Annotated in this window: 19 protein-coding genes; 8 read left to right on the top strand and 11 right to left on the bottom strand. The window is 64.2% G+C overall.

The window, feature by feature from the left end:
- The first annotated feature begins 63 nt into the window (after window positions 1–63).
- The 8 genes from IG169_RS04970 to IG169_RS04935 all read left to right on the top strand — a co-directional run bounded on the left by IG169_RS04970 (window position 64) and on the right by IG169_RS04935 (window position 7,066).
- Window positions 64–1,128 carry an ABC transporter substrate-binding protein gene (locus tag IG169_RS04970; RefSeq protein WP_193175056.1) on the top strand — a complete coding sequence of 355 codons (1,065 nt, stop codon included), beginning with the start codon at window positions 64–66 and terminating at the stop codon, window positions 1,126–1,128.
- 81 nt (window positions 1,129–1,209) lie between these two features.
- Window positions 1,210–2,034, top strand: a complete 825-nt coding sequence (locus tag IG169_RS04965; protein ID WP_193175055.1) for an ABC transporter permease — start codon at window positions 1,210–1,212, stop codon at window positions 2,032–2,034.
- Window positions 2,031–2,846, top strand: a complete 816-nt coding sequence (locus IG169_RS04960) for an ABC transporter ATP-binding protein (protein ID WP_193175054.1) — start codon at window positions 2,031–2,033, stop codon at window positions 2,844–2,846. The genes IG169_RS04965 and IG169_RS04960 overlap by 4 nt, the downstream gene beginning before the upstream one ends.
- A 14-nt stretch (window positions 2,847–2,860) precedes the next feature.
- Window positions 2,861–3,631, top strand: coding sequence for a creatininase (locus IG169_RS04955; RefSeq protein WP_193175053.1), 771 nt, complete (start codon window positions 2,861–2,863; stop codon window positions 3,629–3,631).
- 7 nt (window positions 3,632–3,638) lie between these two features.
- Window positions 3,639–4,418, top strand: coding sequence for an SDR family NAD(P)-dependent oxidoreductase (locus IG169_RS04950; RefSeq protein ID WP_193175052.1), 780 nt, complete (start codon window positions 3,639–3,641; stop codon window positions 4,416–4,418).
- Window positions 4,415–5,176, top strand: a complete 762-nt coding sequence (locus tag IG169_RS04945) for an SDR family NAD(P)-dependent oxidoreductase (protein WP_193175051.1) — start codon at window positions 4,415–4,417, stop codon at window positions 5,174–5,176. The genes IG169_RS04950 and IG169_RS04945 overlap by 4 nt, the downstream gene beginning before the upstream one ends.
- Window positions 5,177–5,202: 26 nt before the next feature.
- Entirely contained in the window at window positions 5,203–6,174 is a 972-nt protein-coding gene (gene speB / locus IG169_RS04940) for an agmatinase (RefSeq protein WP_193175050.1), read from the top strand.
- Between the two features lie 220 nt (window positions 6,175–6,394).
- Window positions 6,395–7,066, top strand: coding sequence for an outer membrane protein (locus IG169_RS04935; RefSeq protein ID WP_193175049.1), 672 nt, complete (start codon window positions 6,395–6,397; stop codon window positions 7,064–7,066).
- 97 nt (window positions 7,067–7,163) lie between these two features.
- On the opposite strand, the gene IG169_RS04930 is transcribed toward IG169_RS04935, so the two are convergent.
- From IG169_RS04930 to IG169_RS04880, 11 genes are all read right to left on the bottom strand, one after another.
- Window positions 7,164–8,246, bottom strand: a complete 1,083-nt coding sequence (locus IG169_RS04930; RefSeq protein ID WP_193175048.1) for a lipoyl protein ligase domain-containing protein — start codon at window positions 8,244–8,246, stop codon at window positions 7,164–7,166.
- A 36-nt stretch (window positions 8,247–8,282) separates the two neighbouring features.
- Window positions 8,283–9,572, bottom strand: a complete 1,290-nt coding sequence (locus IG169_RS04925; RefSeq protein WP_193175047.1) for a radical SAM protein — start codon at window positions 9,570–9,572, stop codon at window positions 8,283–8,285.
- The gene (locus tag IG169_RS04920; RefSeq protein WP_193175046.1) at window positions 9,569–10,708 is read right to left on the bottom strand and encodes a geranylgeranyl reductase family protein; all 1,140 of its coding nucleotides are present in this window, start codon (window positions 10,706–10,708) and stop codon (window positions 9,569–9,571) included. The genes IG169_RS04925 and IG169_RS04920 overlap by 4 nt, the downstream gene beginning before the upstream one ends.
- A gap of 7 nt (window positions 10,709–10,715) precedes the next feature.
- Window positions 10,716–11,759: a radical SAM protein gene (locus IG169_RS04915; protein WP_193175045.1), complete on the bottom strand. Its 1,044-nt coding sequence runs from the start codon at window positions 11,757–11,759 to the stop codon at window positions 10,716–10,718.
- A gap of 104 nt (window positions 11,760–11,863) precedes the next feature.
- Complete coding sequence (locus IG169_RS04910) at window positions 11,864–12,976, bottom strand: acetoin utilization protein AcuC (RefSeq protein WP_193175044.1); 1,113 nt, start codon at window positions 12,974–12,976, stop codon at window positions 11,864–11,866.
- A gap of 28 nt (window positions 12,977–13,004) precedes the next feature.
- On the bottom strand, window positions 13,005–14,471 hold the full coding sequence (locus IG169_RS04905; RefSeq protein WP_193175043.1) for a M81 family metallopeptidase: 1,467 nt from the start codon (window positions 14,469–14,471) through the stop codon (window positions 13,005–13,007).
- Between the two features lie 78 nt (window positions 14,472–14,549).
- Window positions 14,550–15,476 (bottom strand): dimethyl sulfoxide reductase anchor subunit family protein, encoded by a 927-nt coding sequence (locus IG169_RS04900; protein ID WP_193175042.1) that lies wholly within the window; start codon window positions 15,474–15,476, stop codon window positions 14,550–14,552.
- A complete protein-coding gene (locus tag IG169_RS04895; protein ID WP_193175041.1) occupies window positions 15,476–16,225 on the bottom strand; it encodes a 4Fe-4S dicluster domain-containing protein in 750 nt (249 codons plus the stop codon). Before IG169_RS04895 ends, IG169_RS04900 begins: the two co-directional genes overlap by 1 nt.
- The gene (locus IG169_RS04890) at window positions 16,222–19,065 is read right to left on the bottom strand and encodes a molybdopterin oxidoreductase family protein (RefSeq protein WP_193175040.1); all 2,844 of its coding nucleotides are present in this window, start codon (window positions 19,063–19,065) and stop codon (window positions 16,222–16,224) included. The genes IG169_RS04895 and IG169_RS04890 overlap by 4 nt, the downstream gene beginning before the upstream one ends.
- Window positions 19,066–19,354: 289 nt before the next feature.
- Window positions 19,355–19,555 (bottom strand): YgaP family membrane protein, encoded by a 201-nt coding sequence (locus tag IG169_RS04885; protein ID WP_193175039.1) that lies wholly within the window; start codon window positions 19,553–19,555, stop codon window positions 19,355–19,357.
- A gap of 71 nt (window positions 19,556–19,626) precedes the next feature.
- Window positions 19,627–20,919, bottom strand: coding sequence for an NAD(P)/FAD-dependent oxidoreductase (locus IG169_RS04880; RefSeq protein ID WP_193175038.1), 1,293 nt, complete (start codon window positions 20,917–20,919; stop codon window positions 19,627–19,629).
- Window positions 20,920–20,967 lie beyond the last annotated feature (48 nt).

The raw sequence follows: 20,967 nt of genomic DNA, 5'->3' as shown, positions 1-20,967 counted from the left end.
TTATTGATATTCATTTTTTTATATGCCTAGATTGGGAGCGTCTCGTCACCTGGAGTGTGCACAATGCTGAACAAGTTCCTCTCTCTCGTGGGTGCCGCCGCCATGGCGACCGCCCTGTCCATGCCTGCCGCGCAAGCGAAGGAAACGATCAATGTCGGGATCTGCGTCTCGTGGCCGGGCTACGCCATGCTCGAGGTCGCCCGGCAGAAGAACCTCATCCCCGACTACGACCTGAACCTGACCATCTTCGAGGATCCGCTTGGCGGCCACTCGGCTCTGGCGGCCGGCCAGATCGATGTCTACGGCTGCACGGCCGACTACATCCCGCTCACCGTCGACAGCGGCACCGATGTCGTCAACGTTGCCTTCATGAACCCGTCCTACGGCGTCGACCACATCATCATGGCGCCGGACGTCGAGCCGGCAGATCTCCCCGGCAAGAAGGTTTCCGCTCCGCAGGCCTATATCGGCCACCTGCTGATGGGCCTGTGGCTCGACAGCCAGGGCATCGCACCGGACCAGGTCGAATGGGTCAACCTCAACGCCGACGAGGCCGTCGGTCCGATGCTGTCGGGCGACCTGTCCGCCGCCTACATGTACGAACCTTGGATCACCAAGGTCCTCGAGGCGATGCCGGGCGCACGCAGCGTCGTTAACACCGCCGACCCGGCGATGCTGAAGACCGGCATCTTCATGGACTCCATGTTCATGAACAAGGGCTTCATCGAAAAGAACCGCAAGGCGGCCGCCGCCGTCCTGAAGGCGCGCTGGGATGGTCTCGGCTACTGGCATGACCACACCGAGGAAACCAACCAGCTCATCGCCGACTACCTGAAGTGGCCGGCCGAAGACGTCGGCTTCGTGATCGGCACCAACGGCAAGAGCTTCGAGGGCGGCATCTACATGTACGATTTCGACGAGTCCGCCCGCGTCTGCGGCGTTCTCGACGGCGAGCCCCCGTTCGGTCTCGCCAACGGCTCGATGGCCGATGTGGTTTCGCTCACCAACGATTGGTGGATCAAGCTCGGCTTGATGAATAACAAGATCGATGCCGCGAAAGGCATCGACTGCAGCCTGATGGGCGATCTGGTGGCCAGCGGCTACCGGCAGTCCTTCACGGCCAACTGATGTGTGTGATTGCGGCGCGCGGGTTTCGGCCCGCGCACCGCACTTTTCCTCGCAACCGCGCCGGAAGCCAGTGAGGGCCCCATGTCGGAATCTGTCAGCGCGCCTCCCAGGCGGCGCCACTTTCTCGAAGTCAGAAAGCCCGTCTCGAAACGGCAGGCCGTCCTTTCCGCCATCGCCATATGGGTCGTGTTCTTCGGGATCTGGGCCGCGGCTTCGGCAAGCGGCATGGTCAACGAGCTTCTCGTTCCGGCACCGCAGAAAGTCCTCTTCACGATCTATGATCTGTTCGCCGAGCGCGCATTCGCTGCGGACGTCCTGATCAGCATCATGCGCGTGCTGATCGCCTTTCTGTTAGCCTCGATCGTCGCCATTCCGCTCGGCGTCATGATGGGCTCCTTCCCGGCCGTCGAGGGAATCGTCAATCCTTTCGTCTCGGCCTGGCGTTACCTGCCCGCACCGTCCTTCATCCCGATTCTGCTGATGTGGTTCGGCACCGGCGAAACGCCAAAACTGGCCCTGCTCTTTATCGGCGTGGTCTTCTTGCTGATCACGCTCGTCATGGACCACACCAAGAATGTCCGCCACGAACTCGTCGAAACCGCGCTGACGCTCGGCGCCAACCGCTACGTCACGGTCCGCTCGGTCATTTTGCCCGCGGTATTGCCGGAAATCGTCATCGCCATGCGCCAGATGCTCGCCGTCACCTGGACCTACCTTGTCATCGCCGAGATCGTCGCCTCGACCACAGGTATCGGTGCCATGATGATGCGCGCCCGCCGCTTCCTCCACACCGACGAGATCATGGCCGGCATCATCGTGATCGGCGCGCTCGGGTTGATCTTCGATCTCCTCTTCGTGCGCCTGCACCGCCAGCTCTTCCCCTATATCCAGGAGAAACGGCGATGAGCCCCGCCAAGGAAGCAGCGGCCGAACAGGCGCCGATCCTGACGCTGGACGGCATCTCCAAATCGTTCGATCTCGGCAAGGGAAAGACGCTCGAAGCCATCACCGGCGTCTCCTTCGGCGTCAGCCGCAACGAGATATGCGTCATCCTCGGCCCGTCGGGCTGCGGCAAGTCCACCGTGCTGCGTATGATGGCCGGCCTCGAGACGCCGACATCCGGCGACCTCATGCTGGAGGGCCGCCACATCGACGGTCCCGGCCGCGACCGCGGCATGGTGTTCCAGGCCTACACGTCGTTCGACTGGATGAGCGTGCGCAGGAACGTCGAGTTCGGCATGAAGATCAACGGCGTGCCAGCCAGCGAGCGGCGCGACCGCGCCGACCACTACATCAGGCTGGTCGGGCTGACGAAGTTCGCCGACGCCTATCCGACCCAGCTTTCCGGCGGCATGCGCCAGCGTGTGGCGATCGCCCGCACGCTCGCCAACGGTCCCGAGCTCCTGCTCATGGACGAGCCTTTCGGCGCGCTCGACGCCGAGACCCGCTGGCACATGCAGGAACTGCTCGTCGAGATCGCCGAGAGCACCAGGACCACCATCGTGATGGTGACCCACGATATCGAGGAAGCGATCTTCCTCGCCGACAAGATCGTCTTCATGTCGCGCCATCCCGGCCGCGTGAAATGCGAGATCGTCCCCGAATTCAAGAACGGGAAGCGGATCACCGAAAAGGAAAAGGTCATCGATCTCGATGGCTACAGCGAGATCGAACGCCAGATCATGCGCCTGATGCGCGAAGAAGGCGCCAAGGACTAAGCGAAGGAGTACCCATGACCTCGTCGGTGATGATGTCGGAAATGACATGGCCGGAATACGCAGCCGCGCTGGAAAGTAATCCCGTCGTGTTCCTGCCGACCGGTGCGCTCGAACAGCACGGCCCCCATCTGCCGATGTCGGTCGACTACCTGCTGCCCTCGGCGATCGCCCGCGAAGTCGCGACCGAGGTCGGCGGCGTCGTAGCCGCTCCGGTGACCTACGGCTACAAGTCAATGACGCGTTCGGCCGGCGGCCCGTTCTTTCCGGGCTCAACCGGCCTTGACGGCGCTACGCTGTCCGCCGTGGTGCGCGACGTCATCCGCGAACTGGTACGCCATGGCGCGCGCCGCATCTGCGTTCTCGACGGCAATTACGAGAACCTCTGGTTCCTCAACGAGGGCATCGACCTTGCCATGCGCGAAATCGCCGACAAGGGCGTCCGCGTGATGTGCCTGCAGCACTGGGAATTCCTCACCGAGGAAACCCTTGCCGCGGTCTTCCCCGACGGCTACCCCGGTATCGAACTGGAACACGCTGCCGTGCTCGAAACCTCGCTGATGATGAATTTCCACCCCGAGCTGGTCAGGTTCGACAAGGTGCCCGACAACGAAGCGGCAGACGCGCCGTGCTATGATGTCTGGCCGCCGCGCCGCGAATGGGTGGCGCCGGAAGGCTCGCTGATCTCCGCCAGGGGCGCGAGCCCGGAAAAGGGCGCCATCATCGCCGCCCAGTACCGTCGCGACATCACGGCGGCGGTGAAGCGCGAATTCTACGAACTGGGCTGAGGCGACAATGCGCGCGGCATTCGACTTTTCCGGAAAGACCGTGCTGGTGACGGGCGCGAGCCGCGGCATCGGCTACGGCATCGCCGAGGCTTTCGCCGCGTCCTGCGCCGATCTGGCGATCCTCGCCGAAAACGACCTCGTCCACGAGGCCGCGCAAAAACTGTCGGACATGGCGAAGCGCCCGGTTCGCGCCATTGCCTGCGATATCACCGACCGCAAATCCGTCGCCGACGCGCTTTCCGGTTTCGACCGCATCGACGTCCTGGTCAACAATGCCGGGCTCGAACGCCCGACACCGCTACAGGATGCCGATCCGGCGATCGACGACACCTTCGCCCGCGTCATGGCGGTGAATGTCACCGGCACCCACAACGTCACCCGTGCGGCGATAGCGAAGATCCCCGATGGCGGCCGGATCGTTATCACCTCGTCGATCTGGGGCAAGACGGCGGTGCCGGACTTCTCCGCCTATATCGCCTCCAAGCACGCCCTGATCGGAATGACGCGCACATGGGCAAAGGAACTCGGCCCCCGCGCAATCACTGTCAACGCGGTCTGCCCCGGCTGGGTCAAGACCGAAGCCGCGATGCGCTCGCTGAATTCCATGGCCGTAAAAACCGGCGCCAAACCGGACGTCCTGCTCGACGAGATCGTCGCCGCGCAGGCGATCGGCGGTTTGATGCAGCCGGCCGATGTCGCCGGCCTCTATCTCTTCCTCGCCTCCGACGCCGCCGCCAACATCACCGGCCAGGCGATCAATGTGGATCGCGGCGAGGTTCTGGCATGAGCGGATCGCTTGCCGGGCGCACGGCTCTGGTCACCGGCGGATCGCGCGGCATCGGCCGTGCCATCGCGCTGGCCTTCGCGCGCGAAGGCGCCGATGTCGCCATCTGCCACAACGGCGATCCGCGCGCCGGCGACACGCTTTCCGAACTCAGGCAAACAGGCGCCAAGGCGCTTGCCCTCGAGGCGGACGTGTCGACAGAGACGGACGTTGTCGCCCTGTTCGCGAAGATCGCCAAAAATCTCGGCACGCTCGACATCGCCGTCGCCAATGCCGGCATCCTTCGCGAGGCGCCGCTGCTGGAGACGAGCGCGGCGGATTTCGATGCGGTCATTTCCGTCAATCTTCGTGGCGCGTTCCTGACGGCGCGCGAGGCCGCGCGGATGATGCTCGCGCGGCCCGTCACTGCGCCGGCCGGCCGGATCATCACCATTTCGTCCGATCTCGCTTTTCTCGGCCGCGAGGAGATGAGCGCCTATTGCGCCTCCAAGGGCGGCATCGTTTCGCTGACCCGGTCGCTGGCGCGCGAACTCGCGCCGAAGATCTTGGTCAACGCGATCGCCCCCGGCCCGGTCGAAACCGACATGACCAGCCCGCAATCGATGAGCCCGGAGGCGCTCGCCAAGGATCTCGCGACCCCGCTGGCGCGTTTCGCCGAACCAAGCGAGATCGCGGCGCTGGCGGTATTCCTTGCCGGTGACGGCGCGAGTTTCGTGACCGGCCAGTGCTACGGCGCCAATGGCGGCAGCGCGATGTATTGATTTCCAGATTTGTCCGGAGACTGACGATGAGCGACACTTTCTTCCAGCCCGTTTCGGGCTTCGACCTGCCCCGCTACGCCGGGGTGCCGACTTTCATGCGCCTGCCCCATGTCGGCCCCGACGATCCGAGGATCGCCGACGTGCAGATCGGCATCATCGGCGCGCCCTGGGACAGCGGCACGACCAACCGCCCCGGCCCGCGTCACGGCCCGCGCCAGTTGCGCGATCTCTCGACCATGATCCGCGCCGAAAACGGCGCCACCGGCGTGCGGCCGTTCGAGCTCGTCAATTGCGCCGATATCGGCGACGTCGCGCCCAACCCGGCCGACGTCCAGGACAGCCTCGACCGCTTCACCCGCTTCTACAAGCGCGTCAGGGAAGCCGGCATCGTCCCGCTGACGGCGGGCGGCGACCATCTCTGTTCCCTGCCGATCCTGCGCGGCCTCGCCTCCGACAAGCCGGTCGGCATGATCCATTTCGACAGCCACACCGACCTGTTCCATTCTTATTTCAATGGCTCGATGTACACCCACGGCACGCCGTTCCGCCGCGCCGTCGAGGAGGGTCTGCTCGAACCGAAGCGCGTGGTGCAGATCGGCATCCGCGGCACCACCTATGACCGCGAGGATCGAGACTTCGCCGATTCCGTCGGCATTCGCGTCATCCCCATCGAGGAGTTCTTCAAGCGCGGCATCGAGGACGTGATGGCCGAGGCGCGCGAGATCGTCGGTACCGACCCGACATATGTCTCCTACGACATCGATTTCGTCGATCCGGCCTTTGCACCCGGAACCGGAACGCCGGAGATCGGCGGGCCGAACTCCTATCAGGCGATCCAGGTCGTGCGCGAACTCGAAGGCGTCAACATCATCGGCGCCGATCTCGTCGAGGTCTCGCCACCCTTCGACAATGCCGGCGGCACGGCATGGCTCGGCGCGTCGCTGATGTTCGAGATGCTCTGCGTCATGGCGCGGGCCGTCGCCGGGAAAAAGGCTTGATCCAGCAAATCGGACAGCACCAAAAGACGCACCGAATCATATTGCGGAAAGAACTGATCAGCGGGAAATATCAGGGATCTTGATTCAGGAATGGCGCCGATCAGCCACGTTTCCCCAGCGTGAATTTGGAACCAGGTGTTGCGCGTTTCCTACAGTATTGCTCGGACAATTGTGATTATTTACCTACAACTTATCGGCGAACTCAGAATTGGGAACAACAATGCTGCGACTTCTCATGACTTCCGCGGCTGCGATCACCTTGATTGCGACCGGAGCAAATGCTGCTGATCTGATGTCGGCGGCCGACCCCGTGATGGAGCCTGCGGCTCCCATGGCGGTCTACGATTGGTCCGGGATTTATGCCGGTGTGCAGGGCGGTTACGGCTCTGCCAACGGCTACCACGTGGATACTCTCGGTACTCGTAGCGACGGCTTTGATATCGAGGGAGGGCTGATCGGCGGCACGCTGGGTTACAATTGGCAACGTAACCAGATGGTTTTTGGCGTCGAGGGCGATATCGCCAAGGCCGATATCGACGGTAGCACGGTCGCGGGTTGCCCCTCGGTTTGCTACACCGATATCGACGCATTCGCGACGGCCCGGGCCCGCATTGGCTATGCCTACGGCAAGTTCCTTCCCTATGTGACCGGCGGTGCCGCATTCGCCCAAGTGAAGGCCGGACAGGTCGCAGGTGGATTTAGTTCCGATGAATGGGTTTCGGGCTGGACGGCCGGTGGTGGCGTCGAGGTCGGTGTAAACAATCATCTCTCGCTTAAAGCCGAGGCGCTTTACGTTGATTTGAATGACTCCAGTTATACCGTGGCTATCCCGGTTGCAGCGCCGATCACCGACTTTGTCGTGGTGCGTGGCGGGCTGAACTGGCATTTCTGACCGAGGAACTATCCGCACCGCTTTTTTCTGATACGAGCGGTGCGGATTGGAATCTTGCCGATATTTTTGACCGCGAAAACAGCCTGAGCCGTAAGGGTCAGGCGGGCACGAGTTCACCCGTCGAAGCCGCATTGAGGACGGCCTCGGCGAAATCCGCCGGCGCCGCCGTCAGCAACCCGACATTGGCGTTTGTGAAAAAATCCTCTGTCGCCTGCGCCACGTCGGCCACGGCGACACCACGCAGCGCAGCCTCCAGATTGTAGATCGTCTTCGGCGGCGTGACGAAGAAATCGCCGGTGATCAGCACCTCGCGGATGCGGTCCTGGTTCGCGCCTTCGAGGCGCAGATAGGCGGTGATCGTGCCGCCCTGCCCGGTATGGCTGCCGGTCAGCACGCCCGGCGAATTCTTCTGGTCGTCGATCTCGTAGACGAACTCGTCCTGGCCGATCTCGCTGTCGAAGAGCGACCGCGCCGCCGCTTCCTCGGCCGGCGTGATCGCGCCCCATTCGGGCGAAATGCCGAGTTTCTCCGCAAACCCCTCCAGCATCGCCTGCTGCACCTCGCCGACCGGCGGCGGAGCCCCGTCGAACAGTTCCTTCAGCGTGACGACGCGCTGCGCGCCGCTCGACTGGCCGCGCTTGGCCAGCTTGGCGGCCGGGATGTTGAGCAGCGAGGCCATCTTGGCGCCATCCATCTCCACCAGCGTCGTGCCCTGGTAGAAGATCGTGTCGCCGTCGAAGAACCCTCCGGTGCCGCCGATCTTGCGTCCGTCGACCTCGAGGTCGTTGCGCGGCCGGTAGCGGACGTCGACGCCGAGCTTCGACAGGCCCGCGGCGGCCGCCTCGCAGATTTCGCGCGCCAGGTCGCCGAGGCTGGTGATACCGAGCGTGTTCTTGTGGAAGATCAGCTCCCAGCCGAACTGGCCCTCGTCGAGATAGAGCGCGCCGCCTCCGGTGATCCGCCGGCCGATGCCGACGCCGGCCGCCCGGCAGGCATTGAGATTGAGTTCGTGCGAGATCGCCTGGTGCCGGCCGACCAGCACCGAGGGCGGGAATTGCAGGAACCGTACCGTGTCGGGGATCTGGCCCGCCTTGTGTGTCTCGATCAGCGCCTGGTCGAACGCGATCTGCGCGCGGCAATGGCGCACGCCGGTGTCGATCACCCGGAATGTCTTGGTCATGCTGTCCTCCCTCGGCCGCGGCGCAGCGTCCGCGTGTCAGTCGTCGAACTCTTCGCCCGGCTCGTAGCTTTCGCCCGGCCGGTCCATCTGCAACTGGCTCCGCACCTTGCGGATGTCGACGTCCTCAAGCGGGAACGGATAGCTCGCGATATTGCTCGGCGGGCTGTCGCCATAGGGCCGGTCGCAGGCCGAGATGTCGTCGGCGAACTTGCCCGGGCAGCCCGAGGTACGGAACGCGATACCGGCATCGACGATTCCGTCGAGTTCCGACTTCGGCAGGCCGAAATCGGCGATCCGGCCTTCCTCGTCGAATGTCATGTGCTCGATGCGCACACCGCAATAATCGACGAGGTAACGTGCCAGTTGGACGCGGCGCCACTGGTCGCGCGGCGTCGCCGGCAGGTGATCCATCAGCGACCCCTTCTCCGGGAAGAAGCAGAACATGTGGCTGTGGCCGCCGAGATCGACCAGTTCCTGCACCACCTTCATCACGTCGTGCTCGGTCTCGCCCATGCCGACGATGATATGCGCGCCGAACTTCTTCGGCCCGAAAATGTCGCGCGCCTCGAGCATGATTTCCCAGTATTTCTTCCAGGTATGCGGCGACTGCACACCCTTGCCACGGGTCCGGTCGAACAGTTCCGGTGTGGCGGCGTCGAGCGCCACCGTGAAGATGTCCGAGCCCATGTCGCGCAGCGTCTGGACGTCGTTGCGCGTCATCGTCGTCGGGTTCGACAGGATCGAGATCGGAATCGCGTCGGGGTCGATCCGGTCGACCCATTTCTTCAGCACCGTCACCGTGTCCTCGTCCGAATTCGGATGGGTGATCATCGAGATGCACATGCGGTGGAAGGGCGAGCCCTCGACATCGGCGGCGACGCGATCGACGATCTCGTCCATCGACACCGCCGGCCAGTCGACCCGGATGAAGTTGCGGTCGGCATAATTGCGTTCGGCCTCGCGATGACGGGCCAAGCCGCAATAGGCGCAGTTGGCGCGGCAGCCTTCCGGATAGGTCAAGAGCAGGTTCAGGCAGCGCGTGCAGGCGCAGCGGTGCATCTGGCCCTCGACCAGCCCCAGCGTGATCGCGGCGGCGGTCGACATCTGCACATACTCGGGCGAGCGCATATGCGGCGTCATCACCCGGTAATCGGGGCGATAGAGCCCTTCCGGCGTCAGGTTGGCTTCCTTCACCGGTTTGCCGTTCTTCATCTCGACGGGCACGCGGCCCGGCGCGCGCGGCTCCATCAGCGCAAAAGGATTGAAATCCGAGCCGCCGGCACCCTTGGCGCCCGGCATCGCGTTTTCCGGCTTAAGACAGGTCATATCGCTTGCGTGGCCTCCAGGGTTTGTCCGGTCTGCGACAGGGGTATGCCCGCCGCGTCCTTCTTCCAGTATTGCGGGAAGGCGATCCATGACTTGCGCATGTCGCCCTTGTCCGGCAGGCCGCCCTGCCGGTAGGTGTCGAGGATCTCGCGGCGGCGGCTGAGCGCCAGCGCCAGCGACGGCCCGAAAATGTCGTCCAGTTCCTCGGCGTAGTCGCCGGGCGCGTCCGCATCGCCGGCAACGAAACCGGCGGCGGCCACCCCGGCGCTTTTACCGGACATGACGGCAGAGGGGATGCCCGCGCCGGTGACCGGATTGGTCAGCCCCGCCGCATCGCCTGCCAGAAGAACTGCCGTTTCGCCGAGCATGCCCGCCGGCCCGACAAGACCGCCGACGGGAATCAACCCGCCCGTATGGCGAATAATCGTCTCGCCGACGCGGCCTTCGGCGACCAGTTGCGCATGCAGCGCATCGAGCAACGGCTTCAGCCGCGCCTTGTGTTCAGCCGTAACCCCGAGGCCGAGATTGCAGACATCTCCGCGCGGGAACAGCCAGGCATAGCCGCCGACGATCTCGGCATTGAGGAAAATGTCCGTCGCGGCGTGCGGATCGGTGAGGTCGAGCGTGATCTGCCGCGTTTCGACCAGCTCCGTGTTCACCGCGCCGATCGCCTCGCCGACGCGCGAGCGCGGGCCATCGGCGCCGATGACGAGCTTCGCCTTGACCGTCTCGCCGTCGCCGATCGTCGCCATTCCGTTGGCATCGAGGCCGCGCAACGACGTGGCGAAGCGGCATTGCGCACCGGCCTTTTGTGCCTGTGCGATCAGATATTGGTCGAAACGGGCGCGATCGACCATGTAGCCGCGGAAATCCGGCGTCACGACGGCCTCTTCGCCGCCGATGAAGGTCTGCATTTCACTGATCGCCTGGACGCGGCTGTCGCCCATCTCGGGAAGCTGCATGCCGATCATCATCGGCACGAATTCCGCGCATTGCACAGGCAGGCCGGGTTCGGCATTGCGTTCGATGGCGAGGACGCTCAGGCCCTTCTCCGCCGCTGCGGCGGCCGCCGATGCGCCCGCCGGGCCGAGCCCGACGACAAGCACATCGACATCGAAACCTGCGTCACTGGTCATGCGCGCCTCACGCCGCGCACGGAGAGACGGCGCGGCTCCCGCCAATCTTGGCGCCGATCTTGATCGAGCAGCAAGCGTGCTCCTGGTTGAATTCGCGACCGATCGCCCGCGAAACCGCGACCGCGCCTTCCGCCGGAAAGGCGATGCCGTCGAGGCCGGCCATGACCGCATAGGCGTCGGTGACGCGCTTGTGCATGCCCGGAGGCCGCGCGCAGCCGAGCAGCACCTGCTTGTCGGCGAGACGCTGGCGCGCTTCCAGGAAGATGCGGCCGACATCGCCGGTACTCGGCGTCTTGAAGGTGCCGGGCTTGGCGTAAAACGGCATGATGACGACCAGCACCAGCGCGTTGACATTGTGCCGCGCGACCATGTCGAGCGCGTTCGCTTCGCCGAGAATCTCGCCGTAATGCAGCCCGACCACGATATGCGGCGAGATCTCCATGTTCGTCGCGGACAATGCGGCCAGCGTCTTTTCGAAATCCTCCACCGGCCGGTCGAGGTGGTAAACCTGCTCGATCGTCTCCTGCGCGCCGATGACGTCCATCATCGCCGTGTCGACACCGGCCGATTCCATGCGCTTCGCGCCGACCTCGTCGGTCAGTGCGGTGTGGATCGCAACCTTCAGATGCGGAAAATCGCGCTTCAGCCCCTCGATGACGGGATAGAAGCGTTCGTAGTTGATCTCGTTCTTGCGGTTGGAGCCGCCCGACAGCAGGAAACCCTGCAGGTCCTGCAACTGGATCAGGGCGCGCACCTTGCGGTCGAGCATGTCCGGCTTGGTCGCCGGGATCATCGGCTCGAGGATCTTCGCCTGGCAATGGTCGCAGTCGAGCGCGCAGGCGCCGGCAGTGATCGAGAAGGCGGGAAACGAGTTCTTGCCGCAGCCCTTGATCTCGGAATTGTCGTATTCCTTGAAGGTCGGGGTCGAAAACCGGATCGGACCCGGCGCGCGTTCCGCGACGGCGCGCTCCATTTCGGCGACGAGGCCGGCGTCGAATTCGGCATCCTCCAGGTCTTCGATCGTCTGGATACGGTCAAGCCAACCGCTCATCACAACGCCTCCCACGTCATATTCCGAAAAAGTAATATAACGTCCATTCCCCAATGGCCGCAACACGCTTTATATCGGCCCGGCACAATATACCGAACAGAAGACTAGGGCGCCAATACGGCCTTGGCGATCTCGCCGAATTCCGGGCGCACCGGACCGTCATTGCGCGGATCGACGAGCGTCGTCGTCCACCAGGGCTGCATGTCGTCCTCGTCATCGACCAGATCGCATTCGAGGCTTTCCAGATAGGCGACAGATTCCGCTGGCAGTTTTTCCGGCATCTCCTTGCCGGCGATGCGGCCCCAGAGCCCCGTCCAGCAGCGCGCCACGGTCCACGGATTGTAGCCGCCGCCGCCGAGAATGACGGAGGCCGGCACGGTTTCCGTCAGCGCCATCACCGCATCCCAAAGACAGGAATTCGACAGTTCCAGCGACGACAGCGGATCGCCCATAAGCGCGTCCGCCCCGCAAGTGACCACCAGCGCCCGCGGCTCGAACCTTTTTGCGAGCGGCAGCACAGCCTCGCGCATGAGAAAATTCAGTTCGCTGTCATTCATCTTTTTCGGCACCGGCAGGTTGCACGCATTGCCGCCGGCGCGGTCGTCGAGCGTGCCGGTGTATGGCCAGCGCTTCTCCTCGTGAACGGAGATCAGGAACACCCGCTTGTCATCGGCGAAAGCCGTCTCGACGCCATCGCCGTGATGGGCGTCGAGATCGACATAGAGCACACGCTCCAGGCCCTGTTCGAGAAAGGTCAGGACCGAGAAGACCGGATCGTTGAAAAAGCAGAACCCCGAGGCATGGTCCTTGAAGCCATGATGCGTGCCGCCCGACGGGTGATAGACGATACGGCCTTCAGCGGCGCGGCGCGCGGCGTGGATCGAACCGCCGACCGAGGTCGCCGCGCGGTTGAAGAGCCCCTTGAAGATCGGGTTCTCCAGCGTGCCGAGCGCGTATGTCTCGCGTTCCTCCGGCGTCGCGCCGCCGCGCGCCTCCGCAGCCTGCAGGGCGGCGACGTAATCGCGTGTGTGAAATTTCAGCAGGTCCTCCAGCGTCGCCACCGGGCTTTGCACATAGGCATCCGGCCCCGACTTCGCGAGCCAGCCGAGTTGCTCGCACAAGGTCAGCACGGAGCCGATACGCTGGATGGCGAGCGGATGGTTCCCGGAATATCCGGTCTGCCGGTAGATCTCGCTGGAAATGAATTCGGGTCGCAACAAAACGTCCTTCCGATGGCAGCGGTTGTCAGTCCAGATCGAAGCGGTGCTTCGGAATGTGGCGGAACGGCAGGGCGCTGACATCGGCCATTGCCGGTCCCGGCGTCTCGGCCTGGATAACGGCATCGAACGCCGGGCCGAGCGCCGCCATGAAATGGTTCTTGGCCTTGGCGAGGAGCAGCGGGACGCGGGTCAGGTCTATCCCGTGCAGCGCGAAATAGTTCAGGTCGTTGGGCGACTGGCAAAGCGACGTGACGATGATGCGCAGCGGACCGGTTTCGAGGACCGCCGTCGCACCGAGCGTTACCGGCCGGCCGCGCTCCATCGGCCCCGCATTGACGAAACGTCCGTCGGTCACCCGGGCCACGACGGCGTCGACCGGTACCGGCGCTCCGAAACCGCCGCCGTGACGGCCACCGAGCATCGCCCGGATACGGGAGCCGGTTCCCGCATCCGCGGCCTTCCTGACCATGGCCGGATCGTGAAAGAAGGCGAAGACCGTTCCCTCGGGCAGGTCGCAGGCGAGCGCGGCCGAAAGAAGCCCGGGCGTGTCGCCCGCACCGCCGGAAAGCGGGTTGTCCGACGGTTCGAGGATCGCGACCCGGCGGCCGTCCGCCCAGGGCCGCGCGGCGAGCACCTTCGCCGCGTCCGGCAGGTCCGGTCGGAACCGGCCGCGCCGTGCGAACATCGCGTCGCAAACCGTTTCCGCCACGCGCTCGCCTTCCGGCTGATCGAGACAGGTAACCAGAACGCCGGCATCCGCCGCCGGTGTGTCGGCATAGGCGAAACTGGCGAAGGGATAGGCGCAACAAACGCCTTCCCCGGTTGCCGCGGCGATGTCCTGCGAAATCGCTTCGATCTCCGCCATCGGCGAACCCGGCGCCGTCGCCATCCGGAAACTGGGCAACACGCGATCGATCGTGCGGTGCACCACCTTGGGCCGCACGCCGCTCGCGATCATGTCCGCGAGAAGCTCCAGCGCCGCGACGGCGGTTTCGGCCATGTCCACATGCGGATAGCTGCGATAGACGGTCGCGCCGTTCAGCATCGCCGCCGTCGCACTGGTCGGGCAGGCATGCATGTCGAAGGAGGCGACGATCGGCAGGTCCGGAAATCGGTGCCGGAGTCCTGCGACAAGCCGCTCTTCCGGTGCCGGTTCCTTCGTGCCGAGCGAAGCGCCATGCAGCGACAAATAGATACCGTCGACGGCATCGAAGACCGTGTCCGTCGTGATCTCGGTGACGATCCGGTCGAGAATCGCCTGCTCCACGGGGCCGCCCGGCGTGGCCGATGCGCAGCGCGAGAAAACCAGTTCGGTATCGTGCTTTTCGTCCGCCCAGCCGATCGTGCCGCCGAGTTCGGTCGCCGACCCCTTAAACCCCGGCGCCACCTCGGCGCCGCGCAGCCAGGTCCTCTCCTCGAAAGCGGCAAGCCCGACGGGATTGGCCGCAAAGGAGTTGGCCTCATGCCAGAACTGCGCCACGCCGATTTTCATGGATACCCCGTGATGCTTCCGCTTCGAACGCAAGACACGACGGCGCGCATTATCGCAAGGACCGGCGGAAAGACCGCGCTACTGGACGCCGTAAAAGGACGAGACCGCGTGCCGCGCTTCCGCGAAGAACAGCCAGCGCTCCGCCAGCATACCGCCGAGGTGAACGAGAACGGCAATCACCAGCAGCGCTGCCAGCGGCCCGGTCACCAGCGCGAGAAGCACCAGCAGGGCGGGAAGAAGCGCGCCCGCGAGGACAGCCACCCGCCTCAACGCCCGCGCCCGGTTGCGCCCGACCTGGAACGCCATTTCGCGCATCAGATAGTTGGGCGACGTATGCGGCAATTCGAACGGCCGCACCGTGCCGATCCGGTCGAGACCGGTCGCCTGGCCGATCCCCGAGCCGGCGCTATCGAGCGTGGTCCGCGCCGCGCGCCGCCACCAGAGCGCCTTGACCGCCCATGCCACGACGAGGGCGACAAGAGCGTATTGAGCGGTTTGACGTGCGCCCGCCGCGCCGAAGACCGCGAGCAGTGCCGCCAGCAACAACAGGGAACCAGCAGCGGCGAAACACAGGAAGGCCGCCGATGTCAGCCATGTCGCCCAGTGCGGAACCGTGCGCAATTGCGCATAGATCATCGAGGTCGAATAGACGGTCACCAGCGCCAGCACGGCGGCGGCGATGCCGAGCCCGGCAACGCGCATGTCCATGAACAGGAATGCCAGCGAATAAAGCCCGAAGACGCCGAGCGTCAGGACCGACAGCACGCCTTCGCGCGACAACCAGGACGATCGCCACTGCGAGAAGGAGAATATCGCCCGTGACGGGCTTTTCAGATGCAGCACCGACGACAACAACCCGATGACAGTGAACGCGAATGCCAGCACGACCGCTGTCCAGCGGAAGGCCAGGTCATGCGCGCCGAGGCCGATGCCGAGCAGCGTCATCAGGCCGAAGCCGATGCCGGAAAGTGTGGTGAAAACGATGACGGAGAGAGCTGGATGCATCAGTCAATCACCGCCAATGCGCGATCGAGCCAGCCGAGCAATCCACCCGGCTGCGGCGTCGCTGTTGCTGGTTTGCCGCAGCCGCCGGCCGTTTGCGTGGCGTCGGTCTTGGGGCGCGGCGGAAGGTATTTGTTGACCGGGCGCGTCTTCTGGTCCGGCATCAGGTCGAAACCGCCGCGCTCGGCAGTCATCCGCGAAACCGCGCTGTCCGGATCGGCGAAATCGCCGAAATGGCGCGCATTGGCGGGGCAAGTGCGTACACAGGAAGGCACCCGGTCCTCCTCCGGAATGTTGTCGTTGTAGATGCGGTCGACACACAGCGTGCACTTCTTCATCACGCCCGCGTCCATGTCCATTTCGCGCGCACCGTAGGGGCAGGCCCAGGCGCACAAGCCGCAGCCCATGCAGCGGTCCTCGTTGACCAGCACGATGCCGTCCTCGGCGCGCTTGTAGCTTGCGCCGGTGGGGCACACGGTCACGCAGGGCGCGTCCTCGCAATGCAGGCAGGAGCGCGGAAAATGGATGATCTGCGCCGGGCCTTCCTTCGGTTTGACCTCGTAAGAGTGGACACGGTTGAGCCAGGTTCCGGACGGCTCGGCGCCATAGGCGTCCTGGTCCGACAGCGGCGCGCCATAGGCGCCGGTGTTCCACTCCTTGCACGCGACCGCGCAGGCATGGCAGCCGACGCAGATGTCGAGATCGATGACAAGACCGAGTTTCTTGGCTGTCGATTGGGGCAGCGTCGTCATTTCCAGGCCTTTCCGAACGCCACGGTGGCAGGGCCGGTCCCGACCGGCGATTTCTGCGATCCGGTATCCGGCGAGAGGCTTTCCTCGCCGTCGGCCGCCTTTTCGATGCGCACCCGCAGGTCGAACCATGCGGCCTGGCCGGTCACCGGGTCGGAGTTCGTCCAGCGCATGCCATCGCCCTTCGGCGGCAGCAATTCGTGGATCAGATGGTTGAGCAGGAAGCCGCGCTCCGTTTCCGGCGCGCCCTCGCCGAGCGCCCAGGCGCCCTTGCGCTTGCCGATGGCGTTCCATGTCCACAAGGTCTTCTCGTTGGAGGCGGCGGTGACATGCACCGGCACGCGGATGCGCCCGTGATGCGAGGTCACCCAGGCCCAGTCGCCATTCTTCAGACCGACCTCGTTCGCGATCTTCTCCGGAACGTAGAGCGGGTTCTCGCCGTGGATCTGCCGCAGCCAGGCGTTCTGCGATCCCCAGGAATGATACATCGCGGCCGGCCGCTGGGTCAGCGCGTGATAGGGGAACTCGCTCGTGTCGATCAGTTCGCCCTCGTAGGGCGGATACCAGGCCGGAAGCGGGTCGAAGGCCCGGCTGATACGGTCGCGCATATTGTCGGGCGGTTGCCTGTCGCCATGCCCCTCGGCGGCAAGCTGGAATTTGCGCAGCGGTTCCGAATAGACGCTGAACACGTAGGGTTGAGGCTTGTCGTACAGGCCCACCGACACCGCCCAGTCCTGATAGGCCTTGTTCCAGGGCTTGAAGAACTGGGCTTCCTCGGGAATGTGGGCGGTAAAGAAGCCGCCGTTCTCGATATATTTGTTGAGCTGGTCCGGATTGGGCGCGCCGCGCCCCGCCTCCTCGCCATTGCCGCGCCAGCCGGCCAGCGGGCCGACACCGGGCCGCCTTTCGTGCCGGACGATGTAGTCGGCATAGTCCTTGTAACGCGGCATGCCGTCTTCCTCGACGAAGCCCGGCAGGCCGAGCCGCGCGCCGAGATCGAGCAGGGCGGTCTGGAAGCCGCGCACGTCGCGATCGGGCTCGACCACCGGCCAGCGGATGGCATCGGCGGCCGCGTCGGGCTCGGAGATCGGCCGGTCGAGCAGCGAGATGCAATCGTGGCGTTCGAGATAGGTCGTGTCCGGCAGGATCAGGTCGGCGAAGGCCACCATCTCCGACGAATAGGCGTCCGAATAGATGATCTTGGGGATCACATAGTCGCCGTTCTCGTCGGTACGGGTCAGCATCTCCATCGTGCCGGCCGTGTTCATCGACGAGTTCCAGGCCATGTTGGCCATGTAGAGGAACAGGACGTCGATGCCGTAGGGGTCCTTCTCCGCCGCGTTGGCGATGACCATATGCATCAGCCCGTGCGCCGACATCGGCGCTTCCCAGGAAAACGCCTTGTCGATCCGCCGCGGGCTGCCGTCCTCGTTGATCTGCAGATCGTCCGGGCTCAGCGGATAGCCGAGATGCGGTCCGTCGAGCGGGGTGTTCGGCTTGTAGCCGGTATGCGGCTTGGGGTGTCCCTCGACCGGCTTGGGATAGGGCGGCTTGAAGCGGAAGCCGCCGGGCGTTTCCACCGAACCGAGCAGGATCTGCAACAGGTGCAGCGCGCGCGCGGTCTGGAAACCGTTGGAATGGGCCGAGATGCCGCGCATGGCGTGGAAGCTGACCGGACGGCCGATCATCTTGTCGTGCTTGCGGCCGCGCCAGTCGGTCCAGGGCCGGTCGAGAACGATCTCTTCCTCGAAAGCGGCATGCGCCAGTTCGCCGGCCAGCCGCTCGATGGTTCCGGGGGCGATCCCGCACTGCTCGGCGACCGCCGCCGGCGCATAGGATCCGTCGAGATATTTCTCGGCCATGATCTCGAAGGCGGGCCGCGCCTTGCGTCCGTCGGAAAGCGTCGCCTCGCCCTTGAGGTCGGGTTTGGCGTCATTGTCTTCCGCCGAGGCGGGCTTGCCGGTGCGCCGGTCGATGACCAGCGGATTGCCGTCCTTGTCACGCGCGAAAAGACCGTGGTCCGGCGCGCCGGGATCCTCGATCACCAGCCACGGAGCGTTGGTGTAGCGCACCAGATAGGAGACATCGACGCTGCCGTTGCGCAGCAATTCGTGGATCAGGGCGAGAATGAACAGCCCGTCGGTACCGGGCGTAATGCCCACCCACTCGTCGGCGATGGCGTTGTAGCCGGTACGCACCGGATTGACCCCGACGATCTTGGCGCCGTTATTCTTGAGCTTCGACAATCCGATCTTGATCGGATTGGAATCGTGATCCTCGGCGACGCCGAAGATCATGAACATCTTCGTGCGGTCCCAGTCGGCGGTGCCGAACTCCCAGAACGCCCCGCCCATCGTGTAGATGCCGCCGGCCGCCATGTTGACCGAGCAGAAGCCGCCATGGGCGGCATAGTTGGGGGTGCCGAAGGCCTGAGCCCACCACGAGGTAAAGGATTGCGACTGGTCGCGGCCGGTGAAGAAGGCGAGTTTTTTTGGGTCGGTCTCGCGGATCGGCTTGAGCCAGTCCGTGGCGAGCGTCAGCGCCTCGTCCCAGGAGATCTCCTCGAACTCGCCGGATCCACGCGGGCCCTTGCGCTTCAGCGGCTTGCGCAGGCGGGCCGGCGAATAATGCTGCATGATCCCCGAGGATCCCTTGGCGCACAGAACGCCCCGGTTGGTCGGGTGATCGCGGTTGCCCTCGATGTAGCTGACGATCCTGCGCCCGTCCGGCCCGTTTCTCAGATGCACATTGATACCGCAGCGGCATGCGCACATGTAGCAGGTCGTCTGGCGGATCTCGTCGGACACAAGCGGCGAGAGATCGAGATCAGGTTGCGCGTTCATGCGGTTCGGCAAGCCTCCCTGGCACTCCGCGACCGCCGCCCCCTCCGGTTTGCGGTCACGAAATTAATATACCGAATATGGCATACGTCGAAAACGCACGATAGGTCAATTTCGCCCCCGTATGTTTTCCGAAAATTCCGGCCGGCTCGGGCGCTGTTACGTCGGAATAATCGGCTGGATGGAGGGTGCGGGAGGCGCGCGGCCTCGCAAAATAAAGGACACGCCGCGTTTCCACGGCGTGTCCGGTTCATGTCAGGAGGGAAAGCGTGCCTTCCCTTCTTTGTTTCGCTTAAAACGCGTTGCCGGCCTTGGCGCCGAGCTTCTTGAAGATCATCGCCGCGGGGCAGAACCCGGTGAACGCCGACTGCAGCAGGTTCAGCCCGATGAACACGGTGAACCACAGGAAGTACGGCGACACGTAGACAGTGAGCACGACAGAGAGCAGCGTCATGACGCCGGCGAATGCGAGTACCATTTTATCGAGAGACATTAGTCCGTTTCCATATGTTTTTTTGCATATATCGTACCGCATTGCGCCCGGTTCAAGAGCCCCTCGCGGCGTTACTCTCCAGCGTCGATCTTGACTTCCTTCAGCTTCTGGATGCCCATCACCTGCATGGCGAGACGCTCATAGGCGGGCTCGGATTTGCCCGACTTGATCTTGTGCAGGAAGTACTTCTCGAAGCCCACCTTGGCGAGGTGGACCCACTTGCCCGACGACGACCAGTTGACGTTGCGCGGCGGGATCTGCGGCTGCGCCACGAAGGCGATGCCCGAGTCGCCGAAATCGGCGAGACAGACGGCGTTCCACGTGCCGCGCGCATCCGGCTTCTCGTTGCGCACCATCCGGCCGATATTGTGCGCCGTCGCCGTCACCATGGATTCGATCATGAAGCCGGTCTTCGGCACGCCGACCGGAACCGGCGTCTTGCCGACGGGCGGGATGGCGACGCAAACGCCGACCGCGAAGATTTCGGGGTATTTCGGGTTGCTCTGGTGTTCGTCGACGATGATGAAGCCACGCGGATTGGTCAGTCCCTCGAGACCGAACACCGCCTCGACGCCCCGGAAGGCCGGCAGCATCATCGTGAAGACCTGCGGCAATTCGTGCTTCGCCTTGTCGGAACCGTCCTCGTTGACCTCCGTCACATGCATCATGCCTTCTTCGACCTTGTCGACCTTGGCATTGGTGATCCACTTGATGTGGTGGTCGCGCATCTCGCTCTCGAGAAGCCCCTTCGTGTCGCCGACGCCGTCGAGGCCGAGATGGCCGACATAGGGTTCGGAGGTGACAAACGTCATCGGCACGCGGTCGCGCACCTTGGCGTCGCGCAGCGCCTTGTCGAGGATGAAGGCGAACTCGTAGGCCGGTCCGTAGCAGGACGCCCCCTGAACGGCGCCGATGACGACCGGGCCGGGATTGGCCACCAGCTTGTCGAAAGCGCTCTTCGCCTGCACCGCGTGATCGACATGGCAGACCGACTGCGTATGCGCTTCCGGTCCGAGCCCCTCGATCTCGTCGAAGGCAAGTTCCGGCCCGGTGGCGATCACCAGATAGTCGTAATTGATCGACGTTCCGTCATTGAGCTCGATCCGCTTTTCGTCGGGATGCAATCTCTTGGCGCCCTGCGGATGCAGGTCGATCTTACGCCGCTTCATCACCGAGGTCAGGTCGACTTCGATCGCGTCCTTGTCGCGCCAGCCGACCGCGACCCAGGGATTGGACGGCACGAAGGAATAGCTGCTTCCGTTCGTGACCACGGAAACCTTGTGCTCTTTCGCGAGTTCCTCGCGGACCTCGTAAGCCATGATGGTGCCGCCAAGCCCGGCACCAAGAACGACGACATGCGCCATGACGCTCCTCCAAATTAGTCAAAAAGTTAATTTCTCATACCGCTTATG

The organism is Oricola nitratireducens, from assembly GCF_014904745.1.
Taxonomy (GTDB): Bacteria; Pseudomonadota; Alphaproteobacteria; order Rhizobiales; family Rhizobiaceae; genus Oricola; species Oricola nitratireducens.
The sequence above is the reverse complement of the archived record's forward strand: the minus strand, read 5'-3'. Positions and strand labels throughout refer to the sequence as shown.

Excerpts from the sequence above, each read along its gene's own strand:
- IG169_RS04905 (WP_193175043.1), bottom strand. The coding sequence starts at position 14,471 with ATGAAAATCGGCGTGGCGCAGTTCTGGCATGAGGCCAACTCCTTTGCG.
- IG169_RS04895 (WP_193175041.1), bottom strand. The coding sequence starts at position 16,225 with ATGACGACGCTGCCCCAATCGACAGCCAAGAAACTCGGTCTTGTCATC.
- speB (WP_193175050.1), top strand. The coding sequence starts at position 5,203 with ATGAGCGACACTTTCTTCCAGCCCGTTTCGGGCTTCGACCTGCCCCGC.
- IG169_RS04935 (WP_193175049.1), top strand. The coding sequence starts at position 6,395 with ATGCTGCGACTTCTCATGACTTCCGCGGCTGCGATCACCTTGATTGCG.
- IG169_RS04930 (WP_193175048.1), bottom strand. The coding sequence starts at position 8,246 with ATGACCAAGACATTCCGGGTGATCGACACCGGCGTGCGCCATTGCCGC.
- IG169_RS04945 (WP_193175051.1), top strand. The coding sequence starts at position 4,415 with ATGAGCGGATCGCTTGCCGGGCGCACGGCTCTGGTCACCGGCGGATCG.
- IG169_RS04890 (WP_193175040.1), bottom strand. The coding sequence starts at position 19,065 with ATGAACGCGCAACCTGATCTCGATCTCTCGCCGCTTGTGTCCGACGAG.
- IG169_RS04920 (WP_193175046.1), bottom strand. The coding sequence starts at position 10,708 with ATGACCAGTGACGCAGGTTTCGATGTCGATGTGCTTGTCGTCGGGCTC.
- IG169_RS04925 (WP_193175047.1), bottom strand. The coding sequence starts at position 9,572 with ATGACCTGTCTTAAGCCGGAAAACGCGATGCCGGGCGCCAAGGGTGCC.
- IG169_RS04950 (WP_193175052.1), top strand. The coding sequence starts at position 3,639 with ATGCGCGCGGCATTCGACTTTTCCGGAAAGACCGTGCTGGTGACGGGC.
- IG169_RS04955 (WP_193175053.1), top strand. The coding sequence starts at position 2,861 with ATGACCTCGTCGGTGATGATGTCGGAAATGACATGGCCGGAATACGCA.
- IG169_RS04885 (WP_193175039.1), bottom strand. The coding sequence starts at position 19,555 with ATGTCTCTCGATAAAATGGTACTCGCATTCGCCGGCGTCATGACGCTG.
- IG169_RS04900 (WP_193175042.1), bottom strand. The coding sequence starts at position 15,476 with ATGCATCCAGCTCTCTCCGTCATCGTTTTCACCACACTTTCCGGCATC.
- IG169_RS04960 (WP_193175054.1), top strand. The coding sequence starts at position 2,031 with ATGAGCCCCGCCAAGGAAGCAGCGGCCGAACAGGCGCCGATCCTGACG.
- IG169_RS04965 (WP_193175055.1), top strand. The coding sequence starts at position 1,210 with ATGTCGGAATCTGTCAGCGCGCCTCCCAGGCGGCGCCACTTTCTCGAA.
- IG169_RS04880 (WP_193175038.1), bottom strand. The coding sequence starts at position 20,919 with ATGGCGCATGTCGTCGTTCTTGGTGCCGGGCTTGGCGGCACCATCATG.
- IG169_RS04970 (WP_193175056.1), top strand. The coding sequence starts at position 64 with ATGCTGAACAAGTTCCTCTCTCTCGTGGGTGCCGCCGCCATGGCGACC.
- IG169_RS04915 (WP_193175045.1), bottom strand. The coding sequence starts at position 11,759 with ATGAGCGGTTGGCTTGACCGTATCCAGACGATCGAAGACCTGGAGGAT.